The following is a 26,808-nucleotide window of genomic DNA, read 5'->3' as shown; positions in this document are numbered from 1 at the left end:
GCATCGTGTATCGGCCACCCGTCAGTCCAGCGACTTCCCGGCCTTTTCATCCATGCAGCGCACGGCGAGCAGCGTCATCGCGCCGCACCCGATCGCATACCACGCAGGCGCATTCGGATTGCCGGTCGCCGCGATCAGCCATGTGACGAAGAACTGCGCGAAGCCGCCGAAGATCGCAACGCCGACGCTGTACACGAGCGCGCCGCCGGTCGCACGCACCGCGCGCGGGAACAGTTCGCCGAGCATCGCGCCCGTCGCGCCGATGTTGATCGCATGCACGATCGACAGCGCGGCGATGATCGACAGCAGCGACGCGGCGCCCGGCCAGCGGTTCAGCGCGATGAACGCCGGGTAGATCGCGGCCATCAGCACGATGCGCGTCCACCAGACGATCCGGTTGCGCCCGTAGATATCGGACAGGTGGCCGCCGATCGGCGTCACGAGCATCAGGATCGCGCCGGCGACGCAGCCGGCCGTCATCGACAGCCAGGTCGGCAGGTGCAGCACCTGCACGCCGTAGATCGCCATGTAGAACACGATGATGTAGTGGATCGACGTGCCGCCGATCGTCACACCGAGACCCGCGAACACGGCCTTGCCGTGATGGCGCAGCACGTCGGCGAGCGGCAGCGACGCGACCGGTTCGGCGTGCGCGGCGGCGGGCGTAGCGGCCGGTACTTCCTCGACGGTCTTGCGCAGCCAATAGCCGAGCGGCACGAACAGCGTGCCGATGATGAACGGCACGCGCCAGCCCCAGCTTTCGAGCTGCGCGGCATTCAGCGTCGACGTCAGCGCGACGCCGGTCAGCGCGCCGGCGAGCGCGGCGAGCCCCTGGCTCGAGAACTGGAACGATGCATAGAAGCCGCGACGATGCTGCGGCGCCTGTTCGAGCAGCAGCGTCGTCGATGCGCCGACTTCGCCGCCCGACGCGAACCCTTGCAGCAGGCGCGCGAGCACGAGCAGCAGCGGTGCGGCGAGGCCGATCTGTGCGAAGGTCGGTGCTACCGCGATCGTCGCGGTGCCGAGCGCCATCAGCAGCAGCGTGAGGATCATCGCCTTCTTGCGGCCGGCGCGGTCGGCATACATGCCGATCACGAGCCCGCCGAGCGGGCGCGTGACGAAGCCGACGCCGAAGCTCGCAACCGCGAGCATCAATTGCCCGAACGACGAATGCACGGGAAAGAACAGCTTGCCGATCAGGATCGCGAAAAAGCTGTAGACCGTGAAGTCGTAGAACTCGAGCGCGTTGCCGACGGCGGCGGCCGCGATCAGCCGGCGTTTCTTCGCGGCGGCGCGTGCATCGACCGGCGTGCCGGCGAGAGAAAGGGCGGACGTTTCCATGTGGGACTCCCCGGGTGGGCGCGAAACGATGGGATGAAGGGCCGTCAGGCCGCGAGCCAGGCTTCGGCGATGCGAACCCAGTAGCTTGCGCCGATCGCAAGGATGTCGTCGTTGAAGTCGTAGCCGGGGTTGTGCACCATGCAGCCGCCCTTGCTGCCGATCCCGTTGCCGATGAACGCGTAGCAGCCGGGGCGTGCTTCGAGCATGAACGCGAAATCCTCGCTGCCCATCAGCGGCGCGGCGTCGGTTTCGACGCGTTCGGCGCCGAGCATCCGACGCGCGATGTCGGCCGCGAATTCAGTCGGCTCCGCGTGATTGACGAGCACCGGGTAGCCGTAGTTGTAGTCGACTTCCGCGGTGACGCCGAAGCTTTCCGCCTGGCCTTTCGCGAGCGCTTCGATGCGGCGCGCGAGCAGCGCGCGCACGTCGGCGTTGAGCGCGCGCACCGACAGTTTCATCGTGACGGTTTCGGGAATGATGTTGAACGTCTCGCCGGCCTGCACGCTGCCGACCGTGATGACGGCCGCATGCTGCGCATCGACCTCGCGCGCGACGATCGTCTGCAGTGCAACCATGATGCTGCCCGCGGCCGACATCGGATCGCGCGCGAAGTGCGGCATCGCGCCGTGGCCGCCGACGCCGCGCAGCGTGATCGTCACGCGGTCGGCCGATGCCATCGCGGCGCCGGTGCGGAAGGCCATGTCGCCGGCCGCGCGGCCCGGCATGTTGTGGATCGCGAAGATCGCGTCGCACGGAAAGCGGTCGAACAGGCCGTCGTCCATCATCGCCTTCGCGCCGCCGAAGTTTTCCTCGGCCGGCTGGAAGATCAGGTTCAGCGTGCCGGAGAACTGGCGCGTGGCCGCGAGGTGGCGCGCCGCGCACAGCAGCATTGCGGTGTGGCCGTCGTGGCCGCATGCATGCATCTTGTTCGCATGGCGGCTCGCGTACGGCAGGCCCGTGGCTTCCGCGAGCGGCAATGCATCCATGTCGGCGCGCAGCCCGACCGTGCGTGTGCCTTGCCCTTCGCGCAGCACGCCGACCACGCCCGTCTTGCCGATGCCGCGATGCACTTCATAGCCCCAGCCGGTGAGCAACTCGGCAACGAGATCGCTCGTGAGCGTTTCCTCGAACGCGAGCTCGGGGTGTGCGTGGATGCGGCGGCGCACTTCGACCAGCTCGGGTGCGATCGCGGCGATACCGGGGATGACGGGGTTCACGGCTTGCAGCATGGTCTCTCCTGTGGGGCAGGTGGGGCGTTTGACGCACATATGACGAGCAAGCATATAAATTTCTTTTGTCTACCAGAAGCTGATAAATTGCTTTGGTGCTCACCACCGGTTGCCGCTCGGGAATACCCTGAACCGACTTCTGCCGCGCAGCACAGGGTTTCCACGGATCACGTCTCGCCGCCATGAAATACCATCAGCTGAAAGCGTTCGTCACCGTCGCGGAAGAGGGGAGCATTCGCGCGGCCGCGCGGCGCCTGAACGTGTCGCCGGCAGCGCTGACGAAGGCGGTCAAGGAACTGGAGATCGCACTCGGCGTATCGCTTGTCGTGCGCACCGCGCGCGGCGTGCAACTCACCGCGTTCGGCCAGCAGTTGCAGGTGCGCGCGCGGCTGATCGTCGCCGAAATGCAGCGCGCCCGCGACGACATCGAGCAGGCGCAGGGCGCGATGACGGGCTCCGTCGCGGCGGCGATCACGCCGGCCGCCGCGGTGACGATCCTGCCCGATGCGTTTCGCGCGTTCCGGCGCCGCTTCCCGGTGGCGCGCGTCAACCTGATCGAAGGGTTTCCGGGCGTCGCGCTGCCGCGCCTGCACGACGGCTCGCTCGATTTCGCGGTGGCCGTCGTCGTGCCCGAACTGCTGGCAGCCGAATTCGATCACGCGGAACTCTACGCGAGCCGTTCGCTGATCGTCGCCCGCAAGGGGCATCCGCTCGCGTCGGCCACGTCGCTCGCCGATCTCGTCGAGGCCGACTGGCTGATGAACCCGTCGCCGGAAAGCTCGACGCAGGTGCTGTTCAATTCGTTCGTCGCCTACGGGCTGCCGGTGCCGGCGCGCGTCGTCGAATGCCCGAGCTTCGGGCTCGCGCACAGCCTGATGACCGGTTGCGACCTGATTGCGTCGATGCCCGAGCAACTGCTGCAGGGCGAGTGGGCGCGCGACCAGCTCGCGGTGCTGCCGATCCGCGAGCGCCTGCCGGGCGTCTCGGTGCAGGTCATCACGCGTCGCGACAGCCCGCTGACGCCTGCCGCGGCGATGCTGCTCGATTGCCTGCGCGATTCCGCGCGACGCAAGGGGCTGCGATGAACCGGTGCCTGCGGTTCGCAATCGTCATTGCATCGGTATCCTGATGATTGGACGTGCGGCATTGCCGTCGTCTGGCGGGCATGCGGCTTGCGCAGCGAGCACGCCATTGCGGCGCATGCCGCGCGAGCCGGTATCATAGCGGCCGGCCCGCCGCTCCGGCCGGCCTCCAACAACATCGCCATCCGGCATCCAGCAATCAGAGGCATTTCATGACCAGTGCAACCCAATTCGACAACGTATCGGTCGTCAAGCGCGCGAACGTCTATTTCGACGGCAAGTGCGTGTCGCATACCGTGCTCTTCCCGGACGGCACGCGCAAGACGCTCGGCGTGATCCTGCCGTGCGCGCTCAACTTCGGCACGGACGCCCCCGAATTGATGGAAGTGCAGGCCGGCAAGTGCCGCGTGAAGCTCGACGGCAGCAGCGAATGGCAGACCTACGGCGCCGGTGAGTCGTTCTCGGTGCCGGGCAAGAGCCGCTTCGACATCGAAGTGCTCGAGACGCTCGACTACGTCTGCAGCTACCTGTAACACGCCCCGCGCAGCAAAAGAAAAGCCCCGCCGAAGCGGGGCTTGTCGCAAGCGGATGGCGCCAAGGCCATCCGGAGCGCCTGTTCTCGTTACAGGCAGGCGTTGATGTCGCCGGCCGACGATGCATCGCCACCGCGGAAACCCACCCAGGTTTTCGCATTGGCGGCGTTGGCCGGCCGCACGATGGCCGCGGCGCCATTCGGCGGCTGCTGGCCCGGCGCATAGACGGCCATGGCGAGGCCGTTCGCGAGTTCATACTGCGATGTCACTTGTTGCTGCGACTTGTCGGCCCAGGTCTTGGCGATGCACTGCGCAACCTGGTCGGCGGGTTTCTGGCTTTGTCCCACGTTTTGGAGGGCAGAATCGGCTGCATGAGCAGAAAATGCCACGGTCAATGCGATGAGCGGTAAGTATTTTGCGTTCACGTTATCTCCCTCGATTCGTGATTGATTGAGTGGGATGCGCAGCAGGACTGCGTAACAGTGAGATTGCATCGGACGAGCACGGTTCCGGCTATTCGGAAACAAGTTGTTAACGCGCTTGCCAAACGACGGCTCCGATGCTTTGCACTTTGCTGCGGCACGGCATGCATCGTGTGCGGCACAACGTCCCGCGCTGCGTGGTCGGCGCGCTGCCCGGTCGTGTGGTGATGTGACGGTCGCGGCGAGCGGCATGTGTCTGCATGCCGTGCCGCGACTCTTTATTTGATCGCGAAGTGGAATGGCTGATTGATGGCCCCGTCGCATGAGCACCATGATGACAAACTTTCGCTCGTCGAATTGTTAACCAACTTTAAACGCGGGAAGCGGCGCAATGCGATGCCGCACGTGAGTGGTGTGCCGCTTCGCGCGGCAGAGGTGGCGCGAGCGGGGTGTGCGCAGCGAGGGTGGCGCGCTGCGCGGTGGATCAGCCGGCCTTGCGCGTGCCGATGTCGCGCAGGTTGGCCGGGACGATCGGGCGGAAGCGCTCGCGCTTCTGTTCGTCGTCGAAGTGCTGGAGCGCGGGCTTGATCAGGTCGCTGCGCGACACGATGCCGGTGATACGCATCGATTGCTCGTCGGCGACGACGGGCAGGCGCTCGAGTCCGAGCATCGCGAGCCGCGACGCGACGACGCGGCACGTTTCGTGCGCCTGCGCGACCGCAGGCGCGCGGTTGGCGAATGCACCGGAGATCGGCGTGTCGGCCGCGGCCTGGGTGCGCTGCGCGTCGAGCGTCGCGCGATCGACGACACCGAGCAGGCGGCCGTTCTGCACGACCGGGTACGCACGGTGCGTCTGCTTCGCGCCGAAGTACTGCGACTCGACGGTGTCGAGCGTCGAGTCGCCGTCGATCGCGACGAGCCGGTCGGCCGACGTCATCACTTCGCCGATGTCATGCCGCTCGAGCGGATCGACGCCGTATTCGCGATAGATGTGATAACCGCGGCGCGCGATCTTTTCCGTCATGATCGAGCGCTTCATCACGACGGTCGAGAAGCCGTGCGCGACGAGCGTCGCCGCGAGCAGCGGCAACAGCGCGTTCGCGTCATGCGTGAGGCCGAATGCGAACACGATCGCGGTCAGCGGGGCGCCCAGCGTGGCACCGAGCGTCGCGGCCATGCACACGAGCGGCCACAGCGCCGGATCGCCACCCGGCAGCATCGGCGACAGCACGGCGCCGAGGCCGGCGCCGAGCATCAGCAGTGGGGCGAGCACGCCGCCCGACGTGCCCGAGCCGAGCGCGATCACCCACGTCGCGGCCTTCACGATCAGCAGTGCAAGCGCGATCTTCAATGCGATGTGCTGGTGCAGCAGGTCGCCGATCACGTCGTAGCCGACACCGAGCGCGCGCGGCTCGAGCCAGCCGCCGATGCCGATCACGATCGCGCCAAGCGCAGGCCACCACATCCAGTGCACCGGCAGCTTCGCGAAGGTGTCCTCGACGCGGTACAGGGCCGCCGACAGGCCGCACGCGAGCATGCCGGACAGCAGGCCCGCGACGATGCACGACAGCAGCGCGACGGGCGTCGGCGCCGCCGTGGTCACCGGAAACAACGGGTCGACGCCGAAGAATACGGCGCGAGCGAAACCGGCCACCGCGCACGCGAGCGCGACCGGCAGGAAACTGCGCGGGCGCCATTCGAACAGCAGCAGTTCGACCGCGAGCAACACGGCGGCGACCGGGGTGCCGAACACGGCCGTCATGCCGGCGGCCGCACCGGCGACGAGCAGCGTCTTGCGCTCGGCAGCGCTCACGTGCACGCATTGCGCGATCAGCGAGCCGAGCGCGCCGCCCGTCATGATGATCGGGCCTTCAGCGCCGAACGGGCCGCCGCTGCCGATCACGACGCCGGACGACAGCGGCTTGAGGATCGCGACTTTCGGCGACATGCGGCTCTTGCCGAACAGGATCGCCTCGATCGCTTCGGGAATGCCGTGGCCGCGGATCTTTTCCGAACCGAAACGCGCCATGATCCCCACGATCAGCCCGCCGATCACCGGGATCACGATCACCCATGCGCCCAGCGTGTTGTTCGCGGGCGAGCGGTCGACGAACGAGAACTGCTGGTAGAAGAACAGGTTCGTGAACAAGTGGATCAGGCTCAACAGCACGAATGCGGCCAGCGTGCCGAGCAGGCCGATCCCGGCGGCAAGCAACGCGATCCTGGGCAGGCGGTCGTTGGTCGCGAAATCGCGTTTGTGTGGTCCGTTCATCGGCGTGGAAAATGCAAGGGTCAGTAATCGATCTGGGGAACCTGGAACGCATCCTTGAGCGACTTCAGCTCGGCGCGATGCATGGCCGCGAGGCGGGCGAGCAGTGTCTCGCCGGCCGGCTCGAGGTGGACCTCGACCTGCCGGCGATCCGCTTCGCTCGTCTTGCGCTTCACGAGGCCAAGCGCTTCGCAGCGCGTGACCAGCGCGACGACGCCGTGATGCTGCGCCTGCAGGCGTTCCGCGAGTTCGCCGATGGTTGCCCATTCGCGATGCGGATAACCCTTGATGTGCAGCAGCAGCAGGTATTGCAGCGGCGTCACGCCTTCGCTTTGCGCGGCTCGCTCGGAGAAGCGCTCGAAGCGGCGCATCTGGTAGCGGAATTCGGACAGTTGCTGGAAATCGCTTTTCGCCAGCGCGCGTCGGGTATCGTTCATCGGGGCGGTCGGACAGTCAGTTTCGGTAGCGATAAATATATCACAACATGATGCAAATGGCCGAATCTTGGCGGATTCGATCCATTCTGCGTCGCGCAGGCCGTGACGTGGCGTTACGTGCGCTGCATGCGTTACGCCGCCTCTAGCATCTGCGTCTGCCGATAAAGGCCCGTGACGAGATCCGTCTGAGTAATGATTCCGACGAGCCGGTGCGATGCATCGACGACCGGAATGTGGTGGTGGCCCGAATGCGTCAACAGCGCGACGAGCGCGGTGATCGGCATCGTTTCCGGCGCGTACGCGACGTCGCGCGTCATCACGGTGGCGACGCTCGCCGGCTGGCCGCCGAACGCTTGCGGCAGCCGCGCGGACAGGCGTTGCCACAGCGGGGTCGGGCGGTGCAGTTGGCGCGTGAGGTCGGCGCGCGTGACGATGCCGGTCAGCCGGCCTTCGCCGTCGACGACGGGCAGCGCCTTCACGCGGTGGCGGTCGAGCAGCGTGAGCGCGGCCGTCACCGACGTCGACGGCGCGACTTCGATGGCGTTCTTCGTCATCAGGTCGGCGCACGAGAGCTGGCCGAACGTGCGCGTATACGCCTGCATCTCGGTTTCGCGCAGCAGGGCTTCGAGATCGTCCGGATCGACGTCGAGCCATTCGCCGCGGCGCTTCAGCACCGCGTCGAGGTCGCCGCGCGTGAAACCGCCTCGCTCGGGTGTGGCGCCGCCTGCCTGCGGTTTCGCTTCGGGACGCATGCCGCCGTGCGGGTAGCGGTGCCCGGTCAGTGCGTGATACGCGAGCGCGGCCGACAACAGGATGGCCGATTGCAGCGCGATCGGCTCCAGCACGAAGCTGAACCCGAGCGCATGGATCGCCGGGCCGCCGACCACGGCCGTGAGCGCGACGGCGCCCGACGGCGGGTGCACGCAGCGCAGCACGAACATGCCGCCGATCGCGCACGCGATCGCGACCGCGGCAGCCGTGACCGGATCGGCGATCCATTGGGCGCACGCGACACCGACCGTCGCGGCGACGAGATTGCCGCCGATGATCGGCCACGGTTGCGCGAGCGGGCTCGCCGGCACGGCGAACAGCAGCACGGCCGACGCGCCCATCGGCGCGACGAGCAGCGGCACGAGGCCCGGCACGCCGGGCAGCAGCCGCATCGCCAGCCGACCGTCGCGATGCCGACGAGCGCGCCCGTGCACGAGCGCAGGCGCTCACGCCAGCCCAGCGACATCGGATGGGGAACGAAGCTATGCAGCCATTGCCGCAACGTGCGGCGCGGTGGAGGGGAGCCTGACGACATGGACGGGAAGCGGTAAAAGTGACGCGCGGATGCGCGCAGCGACGAGCGGCGAATTATATCGCGTTGTGATATAAATTGTCGCGCTGCATCAAGCGGTTGCCCGTGTGCGATGCGCGTTGCTTGCAAAAACCTTTCGTAGGATGAGAGCTTGCGGGCCGGGGAGCCGCGCAAATTTGTCTGCGGCGGCGTACAATTCGGGCCACTGAATCCCCCCGTCATGCCAGAACCACGTAACGCGATGCCCGCTCTCCCGCCTTTCTCCCGGCACGGTGATCGAATCGACGTGGTTCGCGGCTGCGTTCCGTTCCTCATCTGACGCGAGCGCTGCCGACGCCTCCCCACTGACTCTCCCCAAGCCAATTCAATGGACATGCTCGAAAACATGCGCCTGTTCGTGCGCGTTGTCGAAGCCGGCAGTTTTACTGCGGTCGCGAAGGAAATCGACGCGACCACCGCGCAGGTGTCGCGCGCGGTATCGAACCTCGAAGCGCACGTACAGACGCGGCTGCTGCATCGCACGACGCGCCATCTCGGCCTCACCGAAAGCGGCGAACGCTATTTCGAGCGCGCGAAATCGATCCTCGCGGAAATCGACTACGCGAACGCGGAGGCGCGCAACGCGCTGCTGCGGCCGAGCGGCAAGATGCGCATCCATGCGATGACGGGGCTCGGGCAGAGTCATGTCGTGTCGTCGATCGTGCGCTACCAGGAGGACAACCCCGACGTGTCGGTCGAGCTGACGCTCGCGCAGCGGATGCCGAATCTCGTCGAAGAGGGCTATGACGTATCGATCGTGACGGCGTCGCAACTGCCCGATTCGGGCTATGTCGCGCAGACCTGCGGCACGAGTTGCAGCGTGCTCGTCGCATCGCGCGAATACCTGGCGCGCCACGGCACGCCGCAGTCGCCCGACGAATTGCCGAACCACGTGTGCCTGCGCCTCGATACGCCCGCCTCGCCGGCCGGCGAATGGCGGCTCGAGCGCAGCGATGGCGAGGAGACCGTCTACGAGCTGCAGCCCGCGCCGTTCCAGGTCAATGTGCCGGACGCACTATGCGTCGCGGTGCGCGCCGGGCGCGGGATCGCGTGCGTCGCGCTGTATACGGTGCTCGACGACATCCGCGAAGGGCGGCTGATCCGCGTGCTGCCCGAGTATCGGCTGCAGACGGTGAGCGTGTATGCCGTCTACGCGACCCGCCGTTATCTCGACGCGAAGATCCGTACGTTCCTCGACCACCTGCGCACGACGCTCACGCCCGCGCTGGAGAACGACCTGCGCGAACTCGACCGGCTGACGACCGAACAGACGCGGGGCGGCCGCAAGCGAGCGTGACGATTCGCGCGGGCATGCTTCGCGCGAACCGCACGTGCCGCGGCGAGGTTCATGCGCGCGGCGCGATGCGAATCCGTTCGAAGCGACCCGCGAGCCATCCGTAGGCGGCAATGCCGAGCAGCCCGTGCGCGGCGACGAACCATAATGCGCCGGCGAACGAGCCCGTGCTGGCGACGAAGTAGCCGATCACGAGCGGCGTGACGATCCCGGCGATATTGCCGAGGCCGTTGAACACGCCGCCGCTCAGCCCGACCATCCCTTCCGGCGCCGTGTCGGCGAGCACCGCCCAGCCGACCGCCGCGAGCCCCTTGCCGAAGAATGCGATCGTCATCAGCGCGATCACGACCGCGTTCGACGATGCGCCGTTCGCCAGCACGAGCAGCGTCGCCATCGCCATTCCCACGACGAACGGCGTCTTGCGCGCCTTCGACGGATGCATGCCGCGCCGGATCAGCCAGTCCGACAGCACGCCGCCGAGCACGCCGCCCGTGAACCCGCAGATCGCCGGCAGCGCGGCGACCCAGCCGGCCTCCATGATCGTCATCCCGCGTCCCTTGATCAGGTAGATCGGGAACCACGTGATGAAGAAATAGGTGAGGGCCGTGATGCAGTACTGGCCGATGTAGATCGCCCACAGGTTCCGGTGGCGGAACAGTTGCGACACGTCGTGCCACGACACGCGCGGCCGATGGCGCACGCGGTTCGCCTCGAGATCGACGAGCGCGCCGTGCGCGCGCAGGTAGTCGCGTTCCGCGTCGCTCACGCGCGGATGGCCGTGCGGCTCGCGATACCACGCGAACCACAGCGCGGCGAGCGCGATGCCGAGCATCCCCATCCACAGGAACACGTGCTCCCAGCCGAGCGCATGCGTGAGCCAGGCCATCGCGGGCGTGAACAGCACGACGGCCATGTACTGCGCCGAATTGAACAGGGCCGACGCCGTGCCGCGTTCGGCGGTCGGGAACCAGCACGCGACGATTCTCGAGTTGGCCGGGAACGCCGGCGATTCGACGAGGCCGAGCATGAAGCGCATGACGAACAGCGCGAGCGTGGCGGCCGCGCCCTGCACGGCGAGCCAGCCGACCGTGCCCTGCAGCATCGTGAAGACCGACCACAGCAGCAGGCTCAGGCCGTACACGCGCCGTGCGCCGAAGCGGTCGAGCAGCCAGCCGCCCGGGATCTGGCCGATCGCATAGGCCCACGCGAACGCGGAAAAGACGATGCCGAGCTGCACGGGCGTCAGCCCGAGGTCGTGAGCGACGCCGGTTCCGGCGATCGACATCGTCGCGCGATCCGCATAGTTGATGACGGTGACCGCGAAAATCAGCGCGAGGACCGCATAGCGGACGCGGCCGATCGTGCGCGAGGCGGCGGGCGACGCGGCGAGGGCGGTGCCGCTGGATCGATTGGGCATGCGTGTCTCCTGGCCTCCGTCGTGCGGAGGCATCCGGTGTTGTAACGGGTGGCCGCCGTGCGGCGCGGGGATCAGCGCGTGACGCTGGTCGGCGGGCGCTGGCCGGCAAAACACGCGGCAAGATTGGCCAGCACGATCCGGCCCATCTCTTCGCGGGTTTCGCGGGTCGCGCTCGCACGGTGCGGCTGCACGACGACACGGTCGAGCTCGAGCAGCGCGGCCGGCACGTGCGGCTCGTTCGCGAATACGTCGAGGCCGGCGCCGGCGATCGTGCCGTCGGCGAGCGCGCGGATGAGCGCGGCTTCGTCGACCAGCTTGCCGCGCGCGACATTGATCAGGAATCCTTTGGGGCCGAGCGCGGCGAGCACGTCGGCTGTCACAAGCACGTTGCCGTGATCGGCCGATGCCGCGATCACGAGCACGTCGCTGTCGCGCGCGAGCGCGATGAGGTCGGGCACGAAGCGATAGCCGCTGTCGCGATGCTCGCGCGGGCCAAAGTAGCTGACGGGCATCCGGAACGCCTGCGCGCGCTGCGCGATTGCGCGTCCGACGCGGCCCAGCCCGACGATGCCCAGCCGCTTGCCGGTCACCTGCGTTGCGAGCGGCTGGGCCGCCTTGCCCCAGCGGCCGCCGCGCACGATGCGCTCGCCGGCGCCGAGGTCGCGCAGCGTCATCAGGATCAGCCCCATCGCCATGTCGGCGACGTCGTCGGTCAGCACGTCGGGCGTCGTCGTCACGTGAATGCCGAGTGCGCGTGCGCGGTCGAGATCGACGGCGTCGGTGCCGATGCCGCTGATCGCGACGATCTCGAGCGCGGGCAGCCGGTCCATCAGCGTGGCGGACAGGCCGTTCGCGCCGCCGGTCACGACGCCGCGAATGCGTGCGGCCACGCGATCGAGCAGCGCGTCCGGTTGCTCGGCCGCATACAGCCGGTGCACCGCGTAACGGGCGGACAGTTCGGCGTCGATGGCGTCGGGGAGCGGCTGGGTGAGCAGGATGTCGATGGTCATGAAGGTCTCGGTCGTCGTGCGCGGCTTGGGCCGTGCATCAGGTGCAACCGAGTATAGAAATCGTATCGATATGCGTCTAACATCAAAAGACTATCGATCGATTCAAGAATTGGATGATTGAACTGCACCAGCTTCGCTGCTTCGTCGCGGTCGCCGAGGAACTGCATTTCGGTCGCGCGGCCCGGCGGCTCTTCATGACCCAGCCGCCGCTCAGCCGGCAGATCCAGCTGCTCGAGCATGCGCTCGGCATCGCGCTGCTCGAACGCAGCAGCCGGCAGGTCAGCCTGACCGCGGCCGGCGAGCGGTTCCTGCGCGACGCGCGGCACATCCTCGAATTCTCCGCACGGGCCGAGCAGGCCGCGCAACGCGTCGCCCATGGCGGCGCCGGCCGCATCACGCTCGGCTTCACGGCGGTCAGCGCATACCGGATGATCCCGATGCTGCTGGCGCACGCCGCGCACGCGCTGCCGGACGTCGACATCGAATTGCGCGAGATGGTGTCGACCGTGCAGATCGATGCGCTGGCGTCGCGGATGCTCGACGCGGGCTTCGTGCGCCAGCGTGCCGCGCGCCAGCCGCTCGAATACCGGCTTGTGCAGCGCGAGCCGATGCTGGTTGCGGTCGCGGAAGGCGCGCCGCTTGCCGCGTGCGAGCGCATCGGCCCTGACGATCTGGACCGGCAGCCGTTCATCGCGTATTCGCCGAACGAAGGGAAATACTTCCACGACCTGATCTCGGGCCTGTTCGCGAACGCGGGGCGGCTGCCGAACTACCTGCACTACGTCGGGCAGACGCATACGATCCTCGGCCTCGTACGCGCGGGGCTCGGTGCCGCGCTCGTGCCGGCGTCGGCGCGCGAACTGCATGTCGACGGCGTGATGTTCCGGCCGCTGGCGGGCGCCGACGTGGCGGCCGAGCTGTATCTCGCGTGGCGAGCGGACAACGACAATCCGGCGCTGCCGGTGTTCAACGCGATGGTCGAGCGGTTTCTGACGCAGGAGCACGGCGGCGCGGTAACGGCATAAGCGCGGAATCCGTCGGCGCGATGTGACAAGCTTTCAACCCGGAAGCTTGCGCAAGCGATGCCAAGCAATCCTGACCGAGCACGACCAGTCGCAGTCCTGCGAATCCTTACCGCGTTGAAAGCTGCTTCGCTACCGGTGTTCCAAAGGAGGAACGCAGCAGTTCGCTGCACTGCGACAACTGCTTGACGCTGCATGCCGGTCGGCGCACGATACGTCCGTGCATTTGGAGCGGGACGCGCCGGCCGCGCGGTCCTGCACCCGCGATACACAAAAGAACAACGATGAGCCTTTACGCACTCGTACCGGAATACCGGCCCCGCGTTTGTCGGCCCGCCGGAACAACGCTTCTCCCGACGCCCGGCGCGTCACCTATCCGTCATCCCGTTGCGTACCGTGCATCGGTACACTTTCCCGTCCGCGCGAGCGCCGCGGCGACGAACGGCGCCCGTCCGGCGCGCCGCATCGCAGCGTTGTCTGCCGCTCCTCATCACCGCATCCTGAACGGCGCCTACACCGGCGTCTCGTGACGTCCGTCGCGCCCATCCTTGCATTGCGCCGCCGGCTTGCCTGATTGCCCGGCGGCACCGAAGTCCGAAGCATTTCGATTGAGCTTGAAAAAGCAAACGCAAGCAGTTCGGTTCGAGGTTCAAGGAGAAAAACTCATGTCGCAGCTTTCGAATGAAGAAGCAAACGGCAGTTCGGGGAGTGGCAAGGTCAAGCTGATCAAGTGGGCGATCATCGTCGCCGGCGTCGCAATCGCGGCTCCGGCCGCGTTGTTCATCCTGAAGGGGGTGATCGCGCTGGTCACGGCGGGCGTGATCGGCCTCGGCGCGATTTATTTCGCGCCGGTCGTCGCGATGAAGTTCGCGAACCAGAAGGTGAAGATGATCGTCGAGGAGGCGCAGGCCAATCCGATCGAGACGCTGATCAACCAGCTCGCGGAAAAGCGCCAGGCGGCCCAGAAATTCGCGGACAGCATCACCGCGTTCCGCACCGAGGTGAAGAACTTCGAGAACAAGACGGAGCTGTTCGAGAAGCAGTATCCGGACGATGCGCCACGCTTCCGGCAGCAGCTCGACACGATGAAGCAGCTGCTCGCGTTCCGCGAGGGGCGCTACAAGCAGGTGCAGGCCGAACTGAAGAATTTCGCGTCGGCGATCGACCGCGCGAAGGCGATGTGGGACATGTCGCAGGCCGCGCAGCAGATGAACAAGCTCGCGGGCCGGCAGGCGTCCGACACGTTCGAGCAGATCAAGACCGACGTGGCCGTCGATTCGGTGATGCGCTCGGTCAACAAGGCGTTCTCCGAAATGGAGACGTCGCTGATGGATAACCCCGAGGTCAAGCAGGCGCAGCAGCAGGCGGTAATGAATGCGCCGCACGCGCCCGGGCTCGATGCGGCGAACCCCGCGCAACTGCCGTCGAAACAACAATAACTTCCTGCAGGTTCGCAACCATGAAAAAACTTCTTGGCGCCATCGCATTTCTGGTCGTGCTCGTCGGCGTATGGATCGTGCATCAGGGCGGCCTGTCGACACTGATTCCCGCGCATGACGCGGCCCCGGCCTCGACGTCCGCGCAAAGTGGCGACACCGGGCAGTCCGCGCAGGCGTCGCCGTCGTCCAGCGTGCTGCCGGCGGGCTTCACGCCGCAGGCCAGCGCGCTGAAATCGATTGCCGAAAACGGCGTCGTGCGGATCTCCGTGCAGAACCCGAGCGAACCGTTCTTCGGCGAGGACAAGGGCACGCCGCACGGCTTCAACGTCGAATTCGCGCGGCTGCTGTTCGCGGATCCGTCGTTCTCGCACGGCGGCAAGCCGGTCGTCGTCGATACGCGTCACGAGGTCGACACGTATCCGGGCGTGCCGAAGCAGCTGCTCGATACGGACGCGAAGGGGAACCACGTGGTCGACGTGGCGATGGACGGGCTGACGTTCCCGGACAACACGCCGTCGGGCGTGGTCTATTCGGTGCCGTACGTCGACGATTTCGGCTATTCGCTGATCGTGCGGCAGGGCTCCGCGATCCGCTCGACCGACGATCTCGCGGGCAAGACGGTCGGCATCCTGAAGGGCGACCCGGACGTGCGCGCATTCGTCACGCGCCAGTATCCGAACGTGAAGTTCGTTGAAATCGACGATTCCGATCCGGCGTTCATCGCGAAGAGCATCGACGGCCATACGGTCGACGCGTTCATCTACGACTATCCGTTCGCGGTCAGCTCGATCAAGGACACCGACCTGAAGTTCGCGGTGACCAAGCTCGACGGCTCGAACATCGCGTACAAGATCGGCGTGCGCGCCGACGACCAGGATCTGTTGATCTACCTGAACGCGGCGATCGCGAAGCTCAAGCAGTCGCCGCAGTATCTCGACCTGCTGCGCAAGTACTTCGTCAGCGACCAGGCGGTGACGACCGCGGCCGCGTCGGGCGAGCACACGTACGTGGTGAAGGCGGGCGACACGCTGAACATGATCGCGGCAAGCAAGCTCGGCAGCGGCCAGCGCTATCGCGAGATTCAACGCCGCAACAACCTTGCCAACCCGAACCTGATCCTGGCGGGCCAGCACCTCGTGATTCCGGTGCGGTAACGGCGGCGTGACGTGAACGAAGGAAGCTGAAGGGACGTGAAAGACTGCGCGCGGCCCGGCGGAGGGGATCCGCCGGGCCGCGCGCTTTTTTGCGTCAGTGAGTGATCGACAGGAACAGGTACGCGGCGAACAGCGACAGGTGCACGACGCCGTGCAGCACCGTCGTGCGCCCCTGGCTGAGCGTCAGCGTGCTGACCAGCAGCGTCAGCGCCAGCAGTACGGTTTCCATCGGGCCGATGCCGAGCGTGAGCGGCTGGCCGACCCAGATGAACACGGCCGCGACGGTCGGGATCGTGAGCCCGATACTCGCGAGCGCCGAACCGAGCGCAAGGTTCATGCTGGTCTGCAGGCGGTTCGCACGCGCGGCGGTGACGGCCGCGAGCCCTTCGGGCAGCAGCACGAGCGCGGCGATCACGATACCGACCGCGGCTTCGGGCGCGCCGAGCTTCATTACGGCGTGCTCGACCGCCGGCGACAGCAGCTTTGCGAGCAGCACGACCGCGACGAGGCTTGCGAACAGCAGCAGCATGCTGATCACCGCAGTGCGGTTGCTCGGCGGCGCTGCGTGCACCGATTCGTTCGCGCTGTCGTGCGCGGTGAGGAAGTAGTCGCGGTGACGCACGGTCTGCACGAACACGAATGCGCCGTACAGCACGAGCGACGACACGCCGGCAAATGCGAGCTGCGATTTCGAGAAGAACGGGCCCGGTGCGGCGTTCAGGTAGTTCGGCATCACGAGCGACAGCACCGACAGCGACGCCAGCACCGCGAGCGCCTTGCTTGCGCCACGGCCCTGGAAGTCCTGCTCGCCGTGCTTCCACGCGCCGACCAGCAGGCAGATGCCGACGATGCCGTTGCAGATGATCATCACGGCGGCGAACACGGTGTCGCGGGCGAGGCCCGATTTCTCGGGGCCCGCGCCGAGCATCACCGACACGATCAGCGCGACTTCGATGACGGTCACGGCGACCGCGAGCACGAGCGTGCCGAACGGCTCGCCGACGCGATGCGCGACGACTTCCGCATGGTGGACAGCGGCGAACACGGCGCCGGCGAGTGCGGCGGCGAACACCGCGATGACGAGGCCTTCGGCCGGCACGACGCGCGACAGCGCGAGGACCAGCCATGCGGCAAGCGGGGCCACGAGGGTCCAGCGCGGGAGCTGGTTGGACGAGAGCGGCATGAAGGGTTTCCTTATGCGAGTGGCGGCGCGCGACGCGCCGTCACGGGTTGACGAAGCCCGGCCGTACTATCCGCCGAACGAGGACGATGAAACCGAAAGGTGGCGGCACGCAACGGTGCTGCCCTGGGTTCGCCGCCGTGAGGCAGCGAGGGGCGCGGGCGGGCCGAAGCCCGTCGCTGGATGAAACGGTTCGATGCGGCTGGCCGCACGTGGCGAGGCCAGCACATGAGACGCGGCCCGTGCCGGAGGCTCGGTTCCGACGCCGGAAGGGCGGACGACGGTGGCAGCGTGACACGCGGGTTCCCCCTGAAATCCGGCGATTTGTCGAATTTTATCAGGCGTTCGGGGGTCACTATCTCATATTCGAATGCTTTCATTGACCTTTCTGTCTGCAAAAAGTGCCCCGACCTTTCAATTTTTTTGTCTTTGCAGTTTCCGTAACGGTCTCTTGCACGACAAATTCGGGCTCGCCCTGACATAAATCTACCGACCGGTCGGTTTATAATTGCTCGCACCTCCACTTCTTGACGGATCGCAAGCGATGGCTGTTTCTTCTGCACATTCGGTGAACTCGGGCGCGCTGGCGCCGTCGGCCGTCGTCGGCGTGATCGGTGCCGGCGCGATGGGCGCGGGTATTGCGCAGGTCGCGGCGGCGGCCGGCCATACGGTGCTGCTGTACGACCTGAACGCCGCCGCCTGCGACAAGGCGTTGGCCGGCATCCGCGCGCAGTTCGCGCGGCTCGCGGAGAAGGGCCGGCTCGAACCCGTCCAGGCCGACGCGGCCGGCGCCCGGATTCGCGCGGTGCGCGAACTGGCCGACTTCGCGGGCGCGGCATTGATCGTCGAGGCGGCGGCCGAGCGGCTCGACGTGAAGCGCGAGATCTTCGCAACCCTTGAGCGCCATGTCGACGACGCGTGCCTGCTGGCCACCAACACGTCGTCGATTTCGATCACGTCGATCGCGGCCGGGCTGCGCGTGCCGCAGCGCGTCGCCGGCCTGCATTTCTTCAACCCGGCGCCGCTGATGGCGCTCGTCGAGGTGGTCAGCGGGCTCGCGACCGCACCCGAGGTCGCACAGGTACTGGTTGCGACCGCCGCCGCGTGGGGCAAGCAGCCCGTGATGGCGAAATCGACGCCGGGCTTCATCGTCAATCGTGTCGCGCGGCCGTATTACGCGGAGGCGCTGCGCGTGCTGAACGAGCAGGGCGGCGCGCCGGCATCGATCGACGCGGTGATGCGCGAGGCCGGCGGCTTCCGGATGGGGCCGTTCGAGCTGATGGACCTGATCGGCCACGACGTGAACTTCGCGGTGACCGAGTCGGTATTCCGCGCGTACTTCAACGATCCGCGCTACACGCCGTCGCTGATCCAGCAGGAACTCGTGAATGCGGGCTTCCTCGGGCGCAAGTCGGGTCGCGGCTTCTATGCGTATGCGGACGGCGCGACGCCGCCCGCGCCCGATCTCGAACCGCAGCGCGACGCGCCGGCCGAAGTCGTGCTGTTCGCGCAGGACGGCCCGGCCGCCGCGCTGCACGCGCGCTTTGCCGAACGCATCGCCGGCGCCCGGCAGGCCGCCGCGACCGCCGACGACCTGCTCGCGACGGCCGGCCGCGCATCGATCGCGCTGACCGACGGCCGCACCGCGACCGCGCGCGCCGCGCAGACGGGCGCCGCCGATCTCGTGCTGGTCGACCTTGCGCGCGATTACGCGCAGGCCGGGCTCGTTGCGCTGACGCGCGCGCTCCAGTGCAGCGATGCGGCCTATGCGGACGCGGTCGGCCTGTTCCAGCAGGCCGGTTTTCGCGTGGTCGGCGTGGCGGACGTGCCGGGCATGGTCGTGATGCGTACCGTCGCGATGCTCGCGAACGAGGCGGCCGATACGGTGAACCAGGGCGTATGTTCGCCCGCCGATCTCGATCTCGCGATGGAGAAGGGCGTGAACTACCCGTGCGGCCCGCTGGCGTGGGCCGATGCGATCGGCATCGGCCGCGTGCATCGCGTGCTGTCGAACCTGGCGGCGAGCTACGGCGAGGACCGCTATCGCGTGTCGCCGCGCATTGCCGCGCTGCACGCGGCCGGCCGCACGTTCCGGTCGTAGCCGTCGCCCCCGCTGCTTCGAACACGATAACGACATCACTCCATTGGAGGAGCACCCCGATGACTCACCCGACGCATCCCGCCGCCACCCTCGAGCCGATCGAGACCGCCAGTCGCGACGAACTGCAGGCGCTGCAACTCGAGCGCCTCAAGTGGTCGCTGCGCCACGCGTACGACAACGTCCCGCACTATCGCCGCACGTTCGAGGCGGCGGGCGTGCATCCGGACGACCTGACGTCGCTTGCCGATCTCGCGAAATTCCCGTTCTCGACCAAGAGCGACTTGCGTGACAACTATCCGTTCGGGCTGTTCGCGGTGCCGCGCGAGCAGGTCGTGCGCGTGCACGCGTCGAGCGGCACGACGGGCAAGCCGACGGTGGTCGGCTACACCGCGCGCGACATCGATACCTGGGCGAACGTGACCGCGCGCTCGATCCGCGCGGCGGGCGGACGTCCCGGCGACACGCTGCACAACGCGTTCGGCTATGGGCTCTTCACCGGCGGCCTCGGGATTCATTACGGCGCGGAGCGGCTCGGCTGCATGGTCGTGCCGATGTCGGGCGGGCAGACCGAGAAGCAGGTGCAGCTGATCCGCGATTTCGAGCCGAAGATCATCCTCGTCACGCCGTCGTACATGCTGAACCTGATCGACGAGATGGTGCGGCAGGGGATGGACCCGGCCGAGTCGTCGCTGAAGATCGGCATCTTCGGCGCCGAGCCGTGGACGCAGGCGTTGCGCGAGGAAGTGGAAACGCGCGTGGGCATCGACGCGCTGGACATCTACGGGCTGTCGGAAGTGATGGGCCCGGGCGTCGCGTGCGAATGCGTCGAGACGAAGGACGGCCCGGTGATCTGGGAAGACCATTTCTACCCGGAAATCATCGATCCGGTCACGGGCGAGGTGCTGCCCGACGGCAGCCACGGCGAGCTCGTGTTCACGTCGCTGACGAAGGAAGCGATGCCGGTGATCCGCTACCGCACGCGCGACCTTACCGCGCTGCTGCCGCCGACGTCACGCGCGATGCGCCGTCTTGCGAAGATCACCGGCCGCTCCGACGACATGCTGATCGTGCGCGGCGTCAACGTGTTCCCGAGCCAGATCGAGGAGATCGTCGTCGCGCTGCCGCAGTTGTCGGGCCAGTTCCAGATCACGCTGTCGCGCGACGGTCACATGGACCGGCTCGACCTCGCGGTCGAGTTGCGCTCCGAAGCGGCTGCGTCCGTCGGCGAAAGCGATCGTGCGGTGCTCGCGCGTGAGCTGCAGCACCGGATCAAGACGATGGTCGGTGTGTCGTCCGGCGTGACGGTGCTGGCGGCGGGCGGCATTCCCGCGACCGCGACCGGCAAGGCCCGGCGCGTGATCGACCGCCGCCAGGCCGCCTGATTCCCATGTTTGCCGTTCAACCCGAGGAAACCTGTTCGATGGATGGATTGAAGACCCTGGCCGTCACGGTCGATGCGCGCGGTATCGCAACCGTCGCGCTGCAGCGCGGCGACGTGCTCAACGCGTTCGACGAGACGATGATCGCCGAACTGACCGAAGCGTTCACCACGCTCGGCCGGCGCGACGACGTGCGCGCGATCGTGCTGCGTTCGGACGGCCGCGCGTTCTGCGCGGGCGCCGACCTGCAATGGATGCAGCGCGCGAGCGCGAACGACGCGGCGGCGAACCTGCGCGACGCGCAGCGGTTCGCCGCGATGATGCGCGCGATCCGGCAATGTCCGAAGCCGACGGTGGCGCGTGTGCAGGGCCATGCGTTCGGCGGCGGCGTCGGCCTGTGCGCGGCATGCGACATCGTGATCGCGAGCGATCACGCGCGCTTCTCGGTCAGCGAAGCTCGTTTCGGGATCCTGCCGGCCGTGATCGGCCCGTATCTGGTCGAGGCGGTTGGCCAGCGCCAGGCGCGCCGGCTCGCGCTGACGGCGACCCAGCTCGCCGCCGGCGAAGCGGTCGCGATCGGCCTGATTCACCAGGCCGTGCCGCTCGATTCGCTCGACGAAGCACTCGACAAGACGCTCGCCGAACTCGGCCGCAACGGCCCGAATGCGCTGATGGAGATCAAGCGCTTCTTCGACGCGATCGGCGAGTATCCGCCGTCGGACGAGCGCGCGGCGTTCACCGCGCAGACGATCTCCCGCGTGCGGGCAACGCCGGAAGCGAAGGAGGGCTTCACCGCGTTCTTCGCGAAGCGTCCGCCGGCATGGGAGGCGGGCGCCGAGTAAGGGGAAGCGACGGCGAAACGGTGACGATCGACGGCACGACGGGCGTAGCCGAGTTTGGCGGCGCTGGCGCTTGCTCTACAATGCGTGACCTCCGGCGCGCTGCCGGCCCAGCCCCGACCGATTCCTCATCCGATGATCGTCAACCGCCTTATCTCCGAGATCCTGTTCGGCTTCACCGGCCTGATCGGCATCATCAACCCGATCGGCATCGCGTTCCTGTTTCTCGAACGGACCGAGGCGCTCACCGAGCACGAACGCGATCTGCTCGCGAGGAAGGTCGCGTTCAACGCGTTCATCGTGCTGATGGTCGCGTTCTTCGCCGGCACGCCGGTGCTGCATTTCTTCGGGATTTCGATGGAAGCGCTGCGGATCGGCGGCGGCTTCGCGGTTGCCGTCGCGGGCTGGCAGATGCTGAACGAACCCGACGGCCCGGGCGGCGGCGATACGCCGGTCAAGCCGATCGACGCGAACGCGATCATGACGCGCGCGTTCTTCCCGTTGACCATGCCGCTGACGGTCGGCCCCGGCTCGATCGCGACCGCAATCGCGCTGAATGCGAACCGCACGCACAAGCTGTCGGAATTCATGCTGTCGAGCATCGTGTCGATCGCCGTCTCCGTGCTGGTCGCGATCGTGATCTGGCAGGTCTACAGCCGCTCCGCGCTGCTGTCGCGCTACCTCGGCAGCGAAGGCACCAAGGTCGCGAAGCGCGTGTCGGCCTTCCTGCTGCTGTGCATCGGCGTGCAGATCATGCTGACCGGCTTCTCCGCGTTCCTGCAGCCGATCGCCGACCAGGCCAAGTAAGCAAGTCAGCGGGCGGCGCCGCTGCGCACGCGCCGCGCAGCCGGCGCCCCGTGCGATCTCGCGCTGACGAGCACTGCCTTCGTACCAAGTGGCGACGCCGCACGCATTCTTGCCGCCCGGGATACCATGCGACGGTTCGGCGGATGCGCGGCGCGCGTCCGGCCGTCAGCTCAACTTCAATGGCGAGGCGTGCAATGGAATACGTGAAATTCGGATCGACGGGGCTGGACGTGTCCAGGCTGGTGCTGGGTTGCATGACGTTCGGCGAACCGTCACGCGGCACGCATCCGTGGACGCTGCCGGAAGCGGAGAGCCGCCCGATCATCCAGCGGGCGGCCGAAGCCGGCATCAACTTCTTCGATACCGCGAACATGTATTCCGACGGCACGTCGGAGGAGATCGTCGGCCGTGCGCTGCGCGATTTCGCGAAACGCGACGAGATCGTGATCGCGACCAAGGTGTTCTACCGGATGCGGCCGGGGCCGAACGGCGCGGGGCTGTCGCGCAAGGCGATCATGACCGACATCGACCAGAGCCTGAAGCGGCTCGGCACCGACTATGTCGATCTCTACCAGATTCACCGCTGGGACGACGGCACGCCGCTCGAGGAGACGCTCGAGGCGTTGCACGATGTCGTGAAGGCCGGCAAGGCACGCTATATCGGCGCGTCGTCGATGTTCGCGTGGCAGTTCGCGAAGGCGCTGCACACGTCGAAGCAGCACGGCTGGACCCGCTTCGTCAGCATGCAGAACCACCTGAACCTGCTGTATCGGGAAGAAGAGCGGGAAATGCTGCCGCTGTGCGCAGACGAAGGGATCGCGGTGATTCCGTGGAGCCCGCTCGCGCGCGGCCGCTTGACCCGCAACTGGGACGAGTCGACCGAGCGGCAGCAGAGCGACGCGGTCGGCCAGCGGCTTTACGATGCGACGGCGGAGTCGGACAAGGCGGTCGTCGACGCCGTTGCGACGATCGCGGCTGCCCGCAACGTGCCGCGTGCGCAGGTCGCGCTCGCCTGGGTCGCGCAGAAGCGCGGGGTGACCGCGCCGATCGTCGGCATTTCGAAGGTGCGGCAGCTGGACGACGCACTGGCCGCGCTCGAGCTGAAACTGACCGACGACGAGATTGCCACGCTCGAACGCCCGTACGTGCCGCACGCGGTCGCCGGGATCAACTGAGCGGTGGCGCCGCGCGGCCGTCAGCGCGCGGCGTCGAGCATCGGGTAGGTAAACAGGCCGAAATGGACGATGTTCAGTCCCGCATGCGCGAGCGCGGATGCGAGCAGCCCGCCGCGCCGCCAGGCGAGGCCGTAGCCGATGCCGGCCACCGTGCCGAGCACGATCCATTGCCAGCCGCCGGCCGCATGCGCGGCGCCGAACAGCACCGCGCCGATCGCCAGCGCGGCCCATGGCCCCCATGCGAATCCGCGCAGCGCGCGCGTGAGCCAGCCCTGCACGTAGCCGCGGAACAGCGCTTCCTCGGCGAGCGTCACGATCAGCAGGTTGTTCACGAGCCACAGCCAGCCCGACGGCGGCCACTTGGGCGCCCAGCCGACCATCCCGAATGCGAGCGCGCCGGCCAGGCACGCGGCTGCCGTCGCGACGGCAGCCACCGCGCCGGTGCGCAGCGCGCGCGACAGCGGGACGTCGGGGGCGACCCACGGCAGCACCCACACCAGCCACAGGCCGACGAGCGGTTTGTCGAGATTCAGGTACATCGTGAACGGCACGGCATCCGGCGTGAAGCGCGTCGGGCCGATCACGCGCGGATTGTGGAAGCCGGGAATCAGGTGCAGGCTGAGCGCGATCGCGAGCGCGGCAAAGACGACGTGCGCGGCGATGCGCACCCCGCGCGGGCGCTCGGGCATCGCGCCCCAGGCGGCCGCGGCCAGCAACGCGAGGGGCGCCAGCGCGAGCGGCGCGAGCTTGCCGAACGCCAGCGCGCACGCATAAGCGAGCACGGCAAGGCCGACGCTCAGGCCGTGCTGCGGGCGATGCCACACGAACGCGGCGGCCGCGAACAGGGCGAGCCAGATCGTGGCGGACGGAAGGAGCGAAAGGGACATGACAGGAGCGGCATTCGTCGGACGAGACGCCGCGCATCATACCGCAGCCGTCTTGCCATGCTGGCCGGAATCGTCGGCGGTCAGCGGCCGGCGGTTTCGGTGACGCCGTCGCGGCCCGGGATGTGGACGCTGTTGCGCTCGCGCATCCGCCGCCGGTACCAGAATGTCCACAGCAGCAGACAGCCGAACACGGTGTAACCCATGACCGGCGACACGACCAGCACGCGTTCGACCGGCCAGGTCACGACCATCCAGAGGCGCAGCAGCATTTCCACGGTCATGAACGCGCCCCAGACGAAGGTCATTCGCCGCAGCATTTGACGCAGCCCCGGCTGTGCGTTCCAGACGGCTTCGAAATGCGCGGCGCCGCCATCCATCTCGCGGGCCACGGTGGCGCGGGCGAGATAGAAGATCAGCGGGCGTTCGCGGAACAGCGACAGCAGGAACACGACGCCGATCGTGCCCGACGCGAGCGATTCGCGCATCAGCAGCGTGCGCGGGCTGCCGCCGAGCGCCATCCCGATGATCGACAGCGCGATGCCGAGCAGCACGATGGCCGCCACCGCATCGACGCGGCGCGAGCGGATGAATTCGACGATCGACCAGATGATCGGCGGGATCGCCGACGCATACAGCGCGCCGGTTTCGCCGAAATAGGGCAGAGCGGCCCGGTAGGCGACCCAGGGCAGCACCAGGTTGACGAAGAGTTCGAGAATCAGTCCGGCTCGCGGTTTCACGGTGAGCAATCCCACGCAGGTTGGGGCGAACGTGCAACGAGCGTGGTGGCCCGCGGTTGCCCCGAAAAGGGTTCGGTCCAGTATATCGAAGAATCGGGCGGGGATGCGGTGCCGCCTCGGCCGCCTGCCGCCTGCGGCGCCGTCACGGAAGCGCCGCGCCCGGCGGTGTGATCGTGACCGTGGTGCCCTGCTGCACGACGCTGTGCACGTGGATGGCGCCTTCGTGCCGCTCGACGACGGCGGCAGGGCGGGGGAAACGGCAGGCAGGCGCGCCGCCCGTACACGGGCGACGCTTCAGGGTGACACTCGCCACCACGCGTGCCACGGCGCGAATCGCTGCCGCGGCCGCGCGTGCGGTCAGGCGATGCCGGGCTGAACGATGATCTTCACGTTCCGGTCCTTGTGGTTGACCAATTCCTCGAAGCCGTGCGAGACGATGTCGCGGAGCGTGATGCGCCCGGTGATGAGCGGCTGCACGTCGATGCGGCCGTCGGCGATGAAGCGGATCACGTCCGCGAATTCGCCGTTGTACGCGAGCGAGCCGATCACTTCCTTCTCGGTCGACACGATGTCGAAGAAGTTGAACGGCGCCGGCTCCTCGAAGATGCCGACCATCACCGACTTGCCGGCCTTGCGGATCACGTCGATCGCGAGCTTCGCCGTGGTTGTATGCCCGATGCACTCGAACGACACGTCGGCGCCGTAGCCGCCGGTCAGTGCCTTGACTTCCGCGATCGCGTCGGACGTCTTCGGATCGACGACGACGCTCGCGCCGACTTCCAGCGCCTTCTGCTTGCGCGCGGCCGACATTTCCAGCGCGATTACGCGCCCGGCGCCTGCGGCCTTCGCGCACATGATCGTGCACAGGCCGATCGTGCCCGCGCCGACCACGACGACGGTCTGCCCGACGATGTTGCCGGCCTTCTTCACCGCATGCAGCCCGACCGCGAGCGGCTCGATCAGCGCGCCGGCCTCGGTCGGGAAATCGTCGGGCAGCTTGTACAGCAACTCGGCCGGTACGTTCACGTATTCGGCGAATGCGCCGTTGTTCATCAGCCCGGTGAACGCGAGGTTCTCGCAGATGTTGTACAGCCCATGCCTGCAATACCAGCAGGTGCCGCAATGCTGGCATGCGTCGGCCGTCACGCGGTCGCCGACCGCGAAGCCCGTCACGCCCGCGCCGAGTTCGACGATCTCGCCGCTGAACTCGTGGCCGAGGATGCACTGGCCCTTCAGGCCCGTCAGCGGATGCGGCGCGTCGACCGGGATGAAGACGGGGCCCGCGACGTATTCGTGCAGGTCGGAGCCGCAGATCCCGCACCAGTGCACGCGAATCGTGACCCAGCCTGCCGGCGGGCGCTCCGGAACGGGAACCTGTTCGACGCGGATGTCGTGGCGGCCGTGCCAGACGGCGGCTTTCATGCTGGGAGCGGTGGTCGATGCCGGTGTACTCACGTTGCTGTCTCCATCAGGTTGTCGTCGGGCGCGAGGCGTGGCTGCCGGTGCGCCCGTCGCGCGATTGCGCGATCGACCGGTATGCAGGAACGGGGCCAGCTCGAGGGGTGCGCCGGGCCGCGATCGGACGGGATGAGCGTGGTGCGATGCGGCATTTCCCGGTTCGTTGACCGGCAAAGGTTTGACGGGGGCGCGGCGTGAAGTTTGCTGCGAAAGCTGAACGACACGCCGGTGAGACGCTGGGACGTTCGTCTCAG

General features: G+C 67.5%; 22 protein-coding genes and 1 pseudogene. 11 read left to right on the top strand and 12 right to left on the bottom strand.

Annotation, left to right across the window (positions count from 1 at the left end):
- Positions 1–21: 21 nt before the first annotated feature.
- Together LGN17_RS16125 and LGN17_RS16120 are read right to left on the bottom strand one after the other, a co-directional pair.
- Complete coding sequence (locus tag LGN17_RS16125) at positions 22–1,341, bottom strand: MFS transporter (protein ID WP_226197677.1); 1,320 nt, start codon at positions 1,339–1,341, stop codon at positions 22–24.
- Between the two features lie 44 nt (positions 1,342–1,385).
- Positions 1,386–2,570 (bottom strand): M20 aminoacylase family protein, encoded by a 1,185-nt coding sequence (locus LGN17_RS16120; RefSeq protein ID WP_226197676.1) that lies wholly within the window; start codon positions 2,568–2,570, stop codon positions 1,386–1,388.
- Between the two features lie 182 nt (positions 2,571–2,752).
- Between LGN17_RS16120 and LGN17_RS16115 the strand changes: the two genes are divergently transcribed.
- Complete coding sequence (locus LGN17_RS16115) at positions 2,753–3,655, top strand: LysR substrate-binding domain-containing protein (protein WP_174918575.1); 903 nt, start codon at positions 2,753–2,755, stop codon at positions 3,653–3,655.
- Positions 3,656–3,864: 209 nt separating this feature from the next.
- Positions 3,865–4,185 carry a pyrimidine/purine nucleoside phosphorylase gene (locus LGN17_RS16110; protein WP_006478890.1) on the top strand — a complete coding sequence of 107 codons (321 nt, stop codon included), beginning with the start codon at positions 3,865–3,867 and terminating at the stop codon, positions 4,183–4,185.
- An 89-nt stretch (positions 4,186–4,274) separates the two neighbouring features.
- Here LGN17_RS16110 and LGN17_RS16105 read toward each other — a convergent pair whose 3' ends face one another.
- The 4 genes and pseudogenes from LGN17_RS16105 to LGN17_RS16090 form a co-directional block, all read right to left on the bottom strand.
- Positions 4,275–4,610 (bottom strand): hypothetical protein, encoded by a 336-nt coding sequence (locus tag LGN17_RS16105; protein WP_081436670.1) that lies wholly within the window; start codon positions 4,608–4,610, stop codon positions 4,275–4,277.
- 481 nt (positions 4,611–5,091) lie between these two features.
- Complete coding sequence (locus LGN17_RS16100) at positions 5,092–6,879, bottom strand: chloride channel protein (RefSeq protein ID WP_226197675.1); 1,788 nt, start codon at positions 6,877–6,879, stop codon at positions 5,092–5,094.
- A 20-nt stretch (positions 6,880–6,899) separates the two neighbouring features.
- A complete protein-coding gene (locus LGN17_RS16095) occupies positions 6,900–7,313 on the bottom strand; it encodes a MarR family winged helix-turn-helix transcriptional regulator (protein ID WP_085037382.1) in 414 nt (137 codons plus the stop codon).
- A 131-nt stretch (positions 7,314–7,444) separates the two neighbouring features.
- Positions 7,445–8,619: pseudogene (locus LGN17_RS16090) on the bottom strand (HPP family protein).
- 364 nt (positions 8,620–8,983) lie between these two features.
- Between LGN17_RS16090 and LGN17_RS16085 the strand changes: the two are divergent.
- A complete protein-coding gene (locus LGN17_RS16085) occupies positions 8,984–9,952 on the top strand; it encodes a LysR family transcriptional regulator (RefSeq protein ID WP_226197674.1) in 969 nt (322 codons plus the stop codon).
- Positions 9,953–10,001: 49 nt separating this feature from the next.
- On the opposite strand, the gene LGN17_RS16080 is transcribed toward LGN17_RS16085, so the two are convergent.
- A complete protein-coding gene (locus tag LGN17_RS16080; RefSeq protein ID WP_226197673.1) occupies positions 10,002–11,366 on the bottom strand; it encodes an MFS transporter in 1,365 nt (454 codons plus the stop codon).
- Positions 11,367–11,437: 71 nt separating this feature from the next.
- Positions 11,438–12,376 (bottom strand): 2-hydroxyacid dehydrogenase, encoded by a 939-nt coding sequence (locus tag LGN17_RS16075; RefSeq protein WP_226197672.1) that lies wholly within the window; start codon positions 12,374–12,376, stop codon positions 11,438–11,440.
- A 113-nt stretch (positions 12,377–12,489) separates the two neighbouring features.
- Here LGN17_RS16075 and LGN17_RS16070 point away from each other — a divergent pair, with 113 nt between their 5' ends.
- The 3 genes from LGN17_RS16070 to LGN17_RS16060 all read left to right on the top strand — a co-directional run bounded on the left by LGN17_RS16070 (position 12,490) and on the right by LGN17_RS16060 (position 15,991).
- On the top strand, positions 12,490–13,401 hold the full coding sequence (locus LGN17_RS16070; protein WP_226197671.1) for a LysR substrate-binding domain-containing protein: 912 nt from the start codon (positions 12,490–12,492) through the stop codon (positions 13,399–13,401).
- Positions 13,402–14,063: 662 nt separating this feature from the next.
- The gene (locus tag LGN17_RS16065) at positions 14,064–14,837 is read left to right on the top strand and encodes a hypothetical protein (protein ID WP_226197670.1); all 774 of its coding nucleotides are present in this window, start codon (positions 14,064–14,066) and stop codon (positions 14,835–14,837) included.
- Positions 14,838–14,857: 20 nt separating this feature from the next.
- Positions 14,858–15,991 carry a transporter substrate-binding domain-containing protein gene (locus LGN17_RS16060; RefSeq protein WP_226197669.1) on the top strand — a complete coding sequence of 378 codons (1,134 nt, stop codon included), beginning with the start codon at positions 14,858–14,860 and terminating at the stop codon, positions 15,989–15,991.
- A 94-nt stretch (positions 15,992–16,085) separates the two neighbouring features.
- Here LGN17_RS16060 and LGN17_RS16055 read toward each other — a convergent pair whose 3' ends face one another.
- The gene (locus LGN17_RS16055) at positions 16,086–17,174 is read right to left on the bottom strand and encodes a calcium:proton antiporter (RefSeq protein ID WP_175966382.1); all 1,089 of its coding nucleotides are present in this window, start codon (positions 17,172–17,174) and stop codon (positions 16,086–16,088) included.
- A gap of 541 nt (positions 17,175–17,715) precedes the next feature.
- Between LGN17_RS16055 and LGN17_RS16050 the strand changes: the two genes are divergently transcribed.
- The 5 genes from LGN17_RS16050 to LGN17_RS16030 all read left to right on the top strand — a co-directional run bounded on the left by LGN17_RS16050 (position 17,716) and on the right by LGN17_RS16030 (position 23,472).
- Positions 17,716–19,272 carry a 3-hydroxyacyl-CoA dehydrogenase gene (locus LGN17_RS16050; protein WP_226197668.1) on the top strand — a complete coding sequence of 519 codons (1,557 nt, stop codon included), beginning with the start codon at positions 17,716–17,718 and terminating at the stop codon, positions 19,270–19,272.
- Between the two features lie 59 nt (positions 19,273–19,331).
- Entirely contained in the window at positions 19,332–20,654 is a 1,323-nt protein-coding gene (gene paaK, locus LGN17_RS16045) for a phenylacetate--CoA ligase PaaK (protein ID WP_226197667.1), read from the top strand.
- 38 nt (positions 20,655–20,692) lie between these two features.
- Positions 20,693–21,493, top strand: coding sequence for an enoyl-CoA hydratase-related protein (locus LGN17_RS16040; RefSeq protein WP_226197666.1), 801 nt, complete (start codon positions 20,693–20,695; stop codon positions 21,491–21,493).
- Positions 21,494–21,625: 132 nt separating this feature from the next.
- A complete protein-coding gene (locus LGN17_RS16035; RefSeq protein WP_175953933.1) occupies positions 21,626–22,297 on the top strand; it encodes a MarC family protein in 672 nt (223 codons plus the stop codon).
- Positions 22,298–22,491: 194 nt separating this feature from the next.
- Entirely contained in the window at positions 22,492–23,472 is a 981-nt protein-coding gene (locus LGN17_RS16030) for an aldo/keto reductase (RefSeq protein ID WP_226197665.1), read from the top strand.
- A gap of 20 nt (positions 23,473–23,492) precedes the next feature.
- Here the strand turns inward: LGN17_RS16030 and LGN17_RS16025 are convergent, their stop codons facing one another.
- The 3 genes from LGN17_RS16025 to LGN17_RS16015 form a co-directional block, all read right to left on the bottom strand.
- Complete coding sequence (locus LGN17_RS16025) at positions 23,493–24,359, bottom strand: CPBP family intramembrane glutamic endopeptidase (RefSeq protein ID WP_226197664.1); 867 nt, start codon at positions 24,357–24,359, stop codon at positions 23,493–23,495.
- An 80-nt stretch (positions 24,360–24,439) separates the two neighbouring features.
- Positions 24,440–25,096 carry a VC0807 family protein gene (locus tag LGN17_RS16020; RefSeq protein ID WP_226197663.1) on the bottom strand — a complete coding sequence of 219 codons (657 nt, stop codon included), beginning with the start codon at positions 25,094–25,096 and terminating at the stop codon, positions 24,440–24,442.
- A gap of 357 nt (positions 25,097–25,453) precedes the next feature.
- Positions 25,454–26,518, bottom strand: coding sequence for a 2,3-butanediol dehydrogenase (locus tag LGN17_RS16015; RefSeq protein WP_226197856.1), 1,065 nt, complete (start codon positions 26,516–26,518; stop codon positions 25,454–25,456).
- Between the last annotated feature and the right edge of the window lie 290 nt (positions 26,519–26,808).

It is taken from the genome of Burkholderia sp. AU30280 (assembly GCF_020420125.1).
Taxonomy (GTDB): domain Bacteria; phylum Pseudomonadota; class Gammaproteobacteria; order Burkholderiales; family Burkholderiaceae; genus Burkholderia.
The sequence above is the reverse complement of the archived record's forward strand: the minus strand, read 5'-3'. Positions and strand labels throughout refer to the sequence as shown.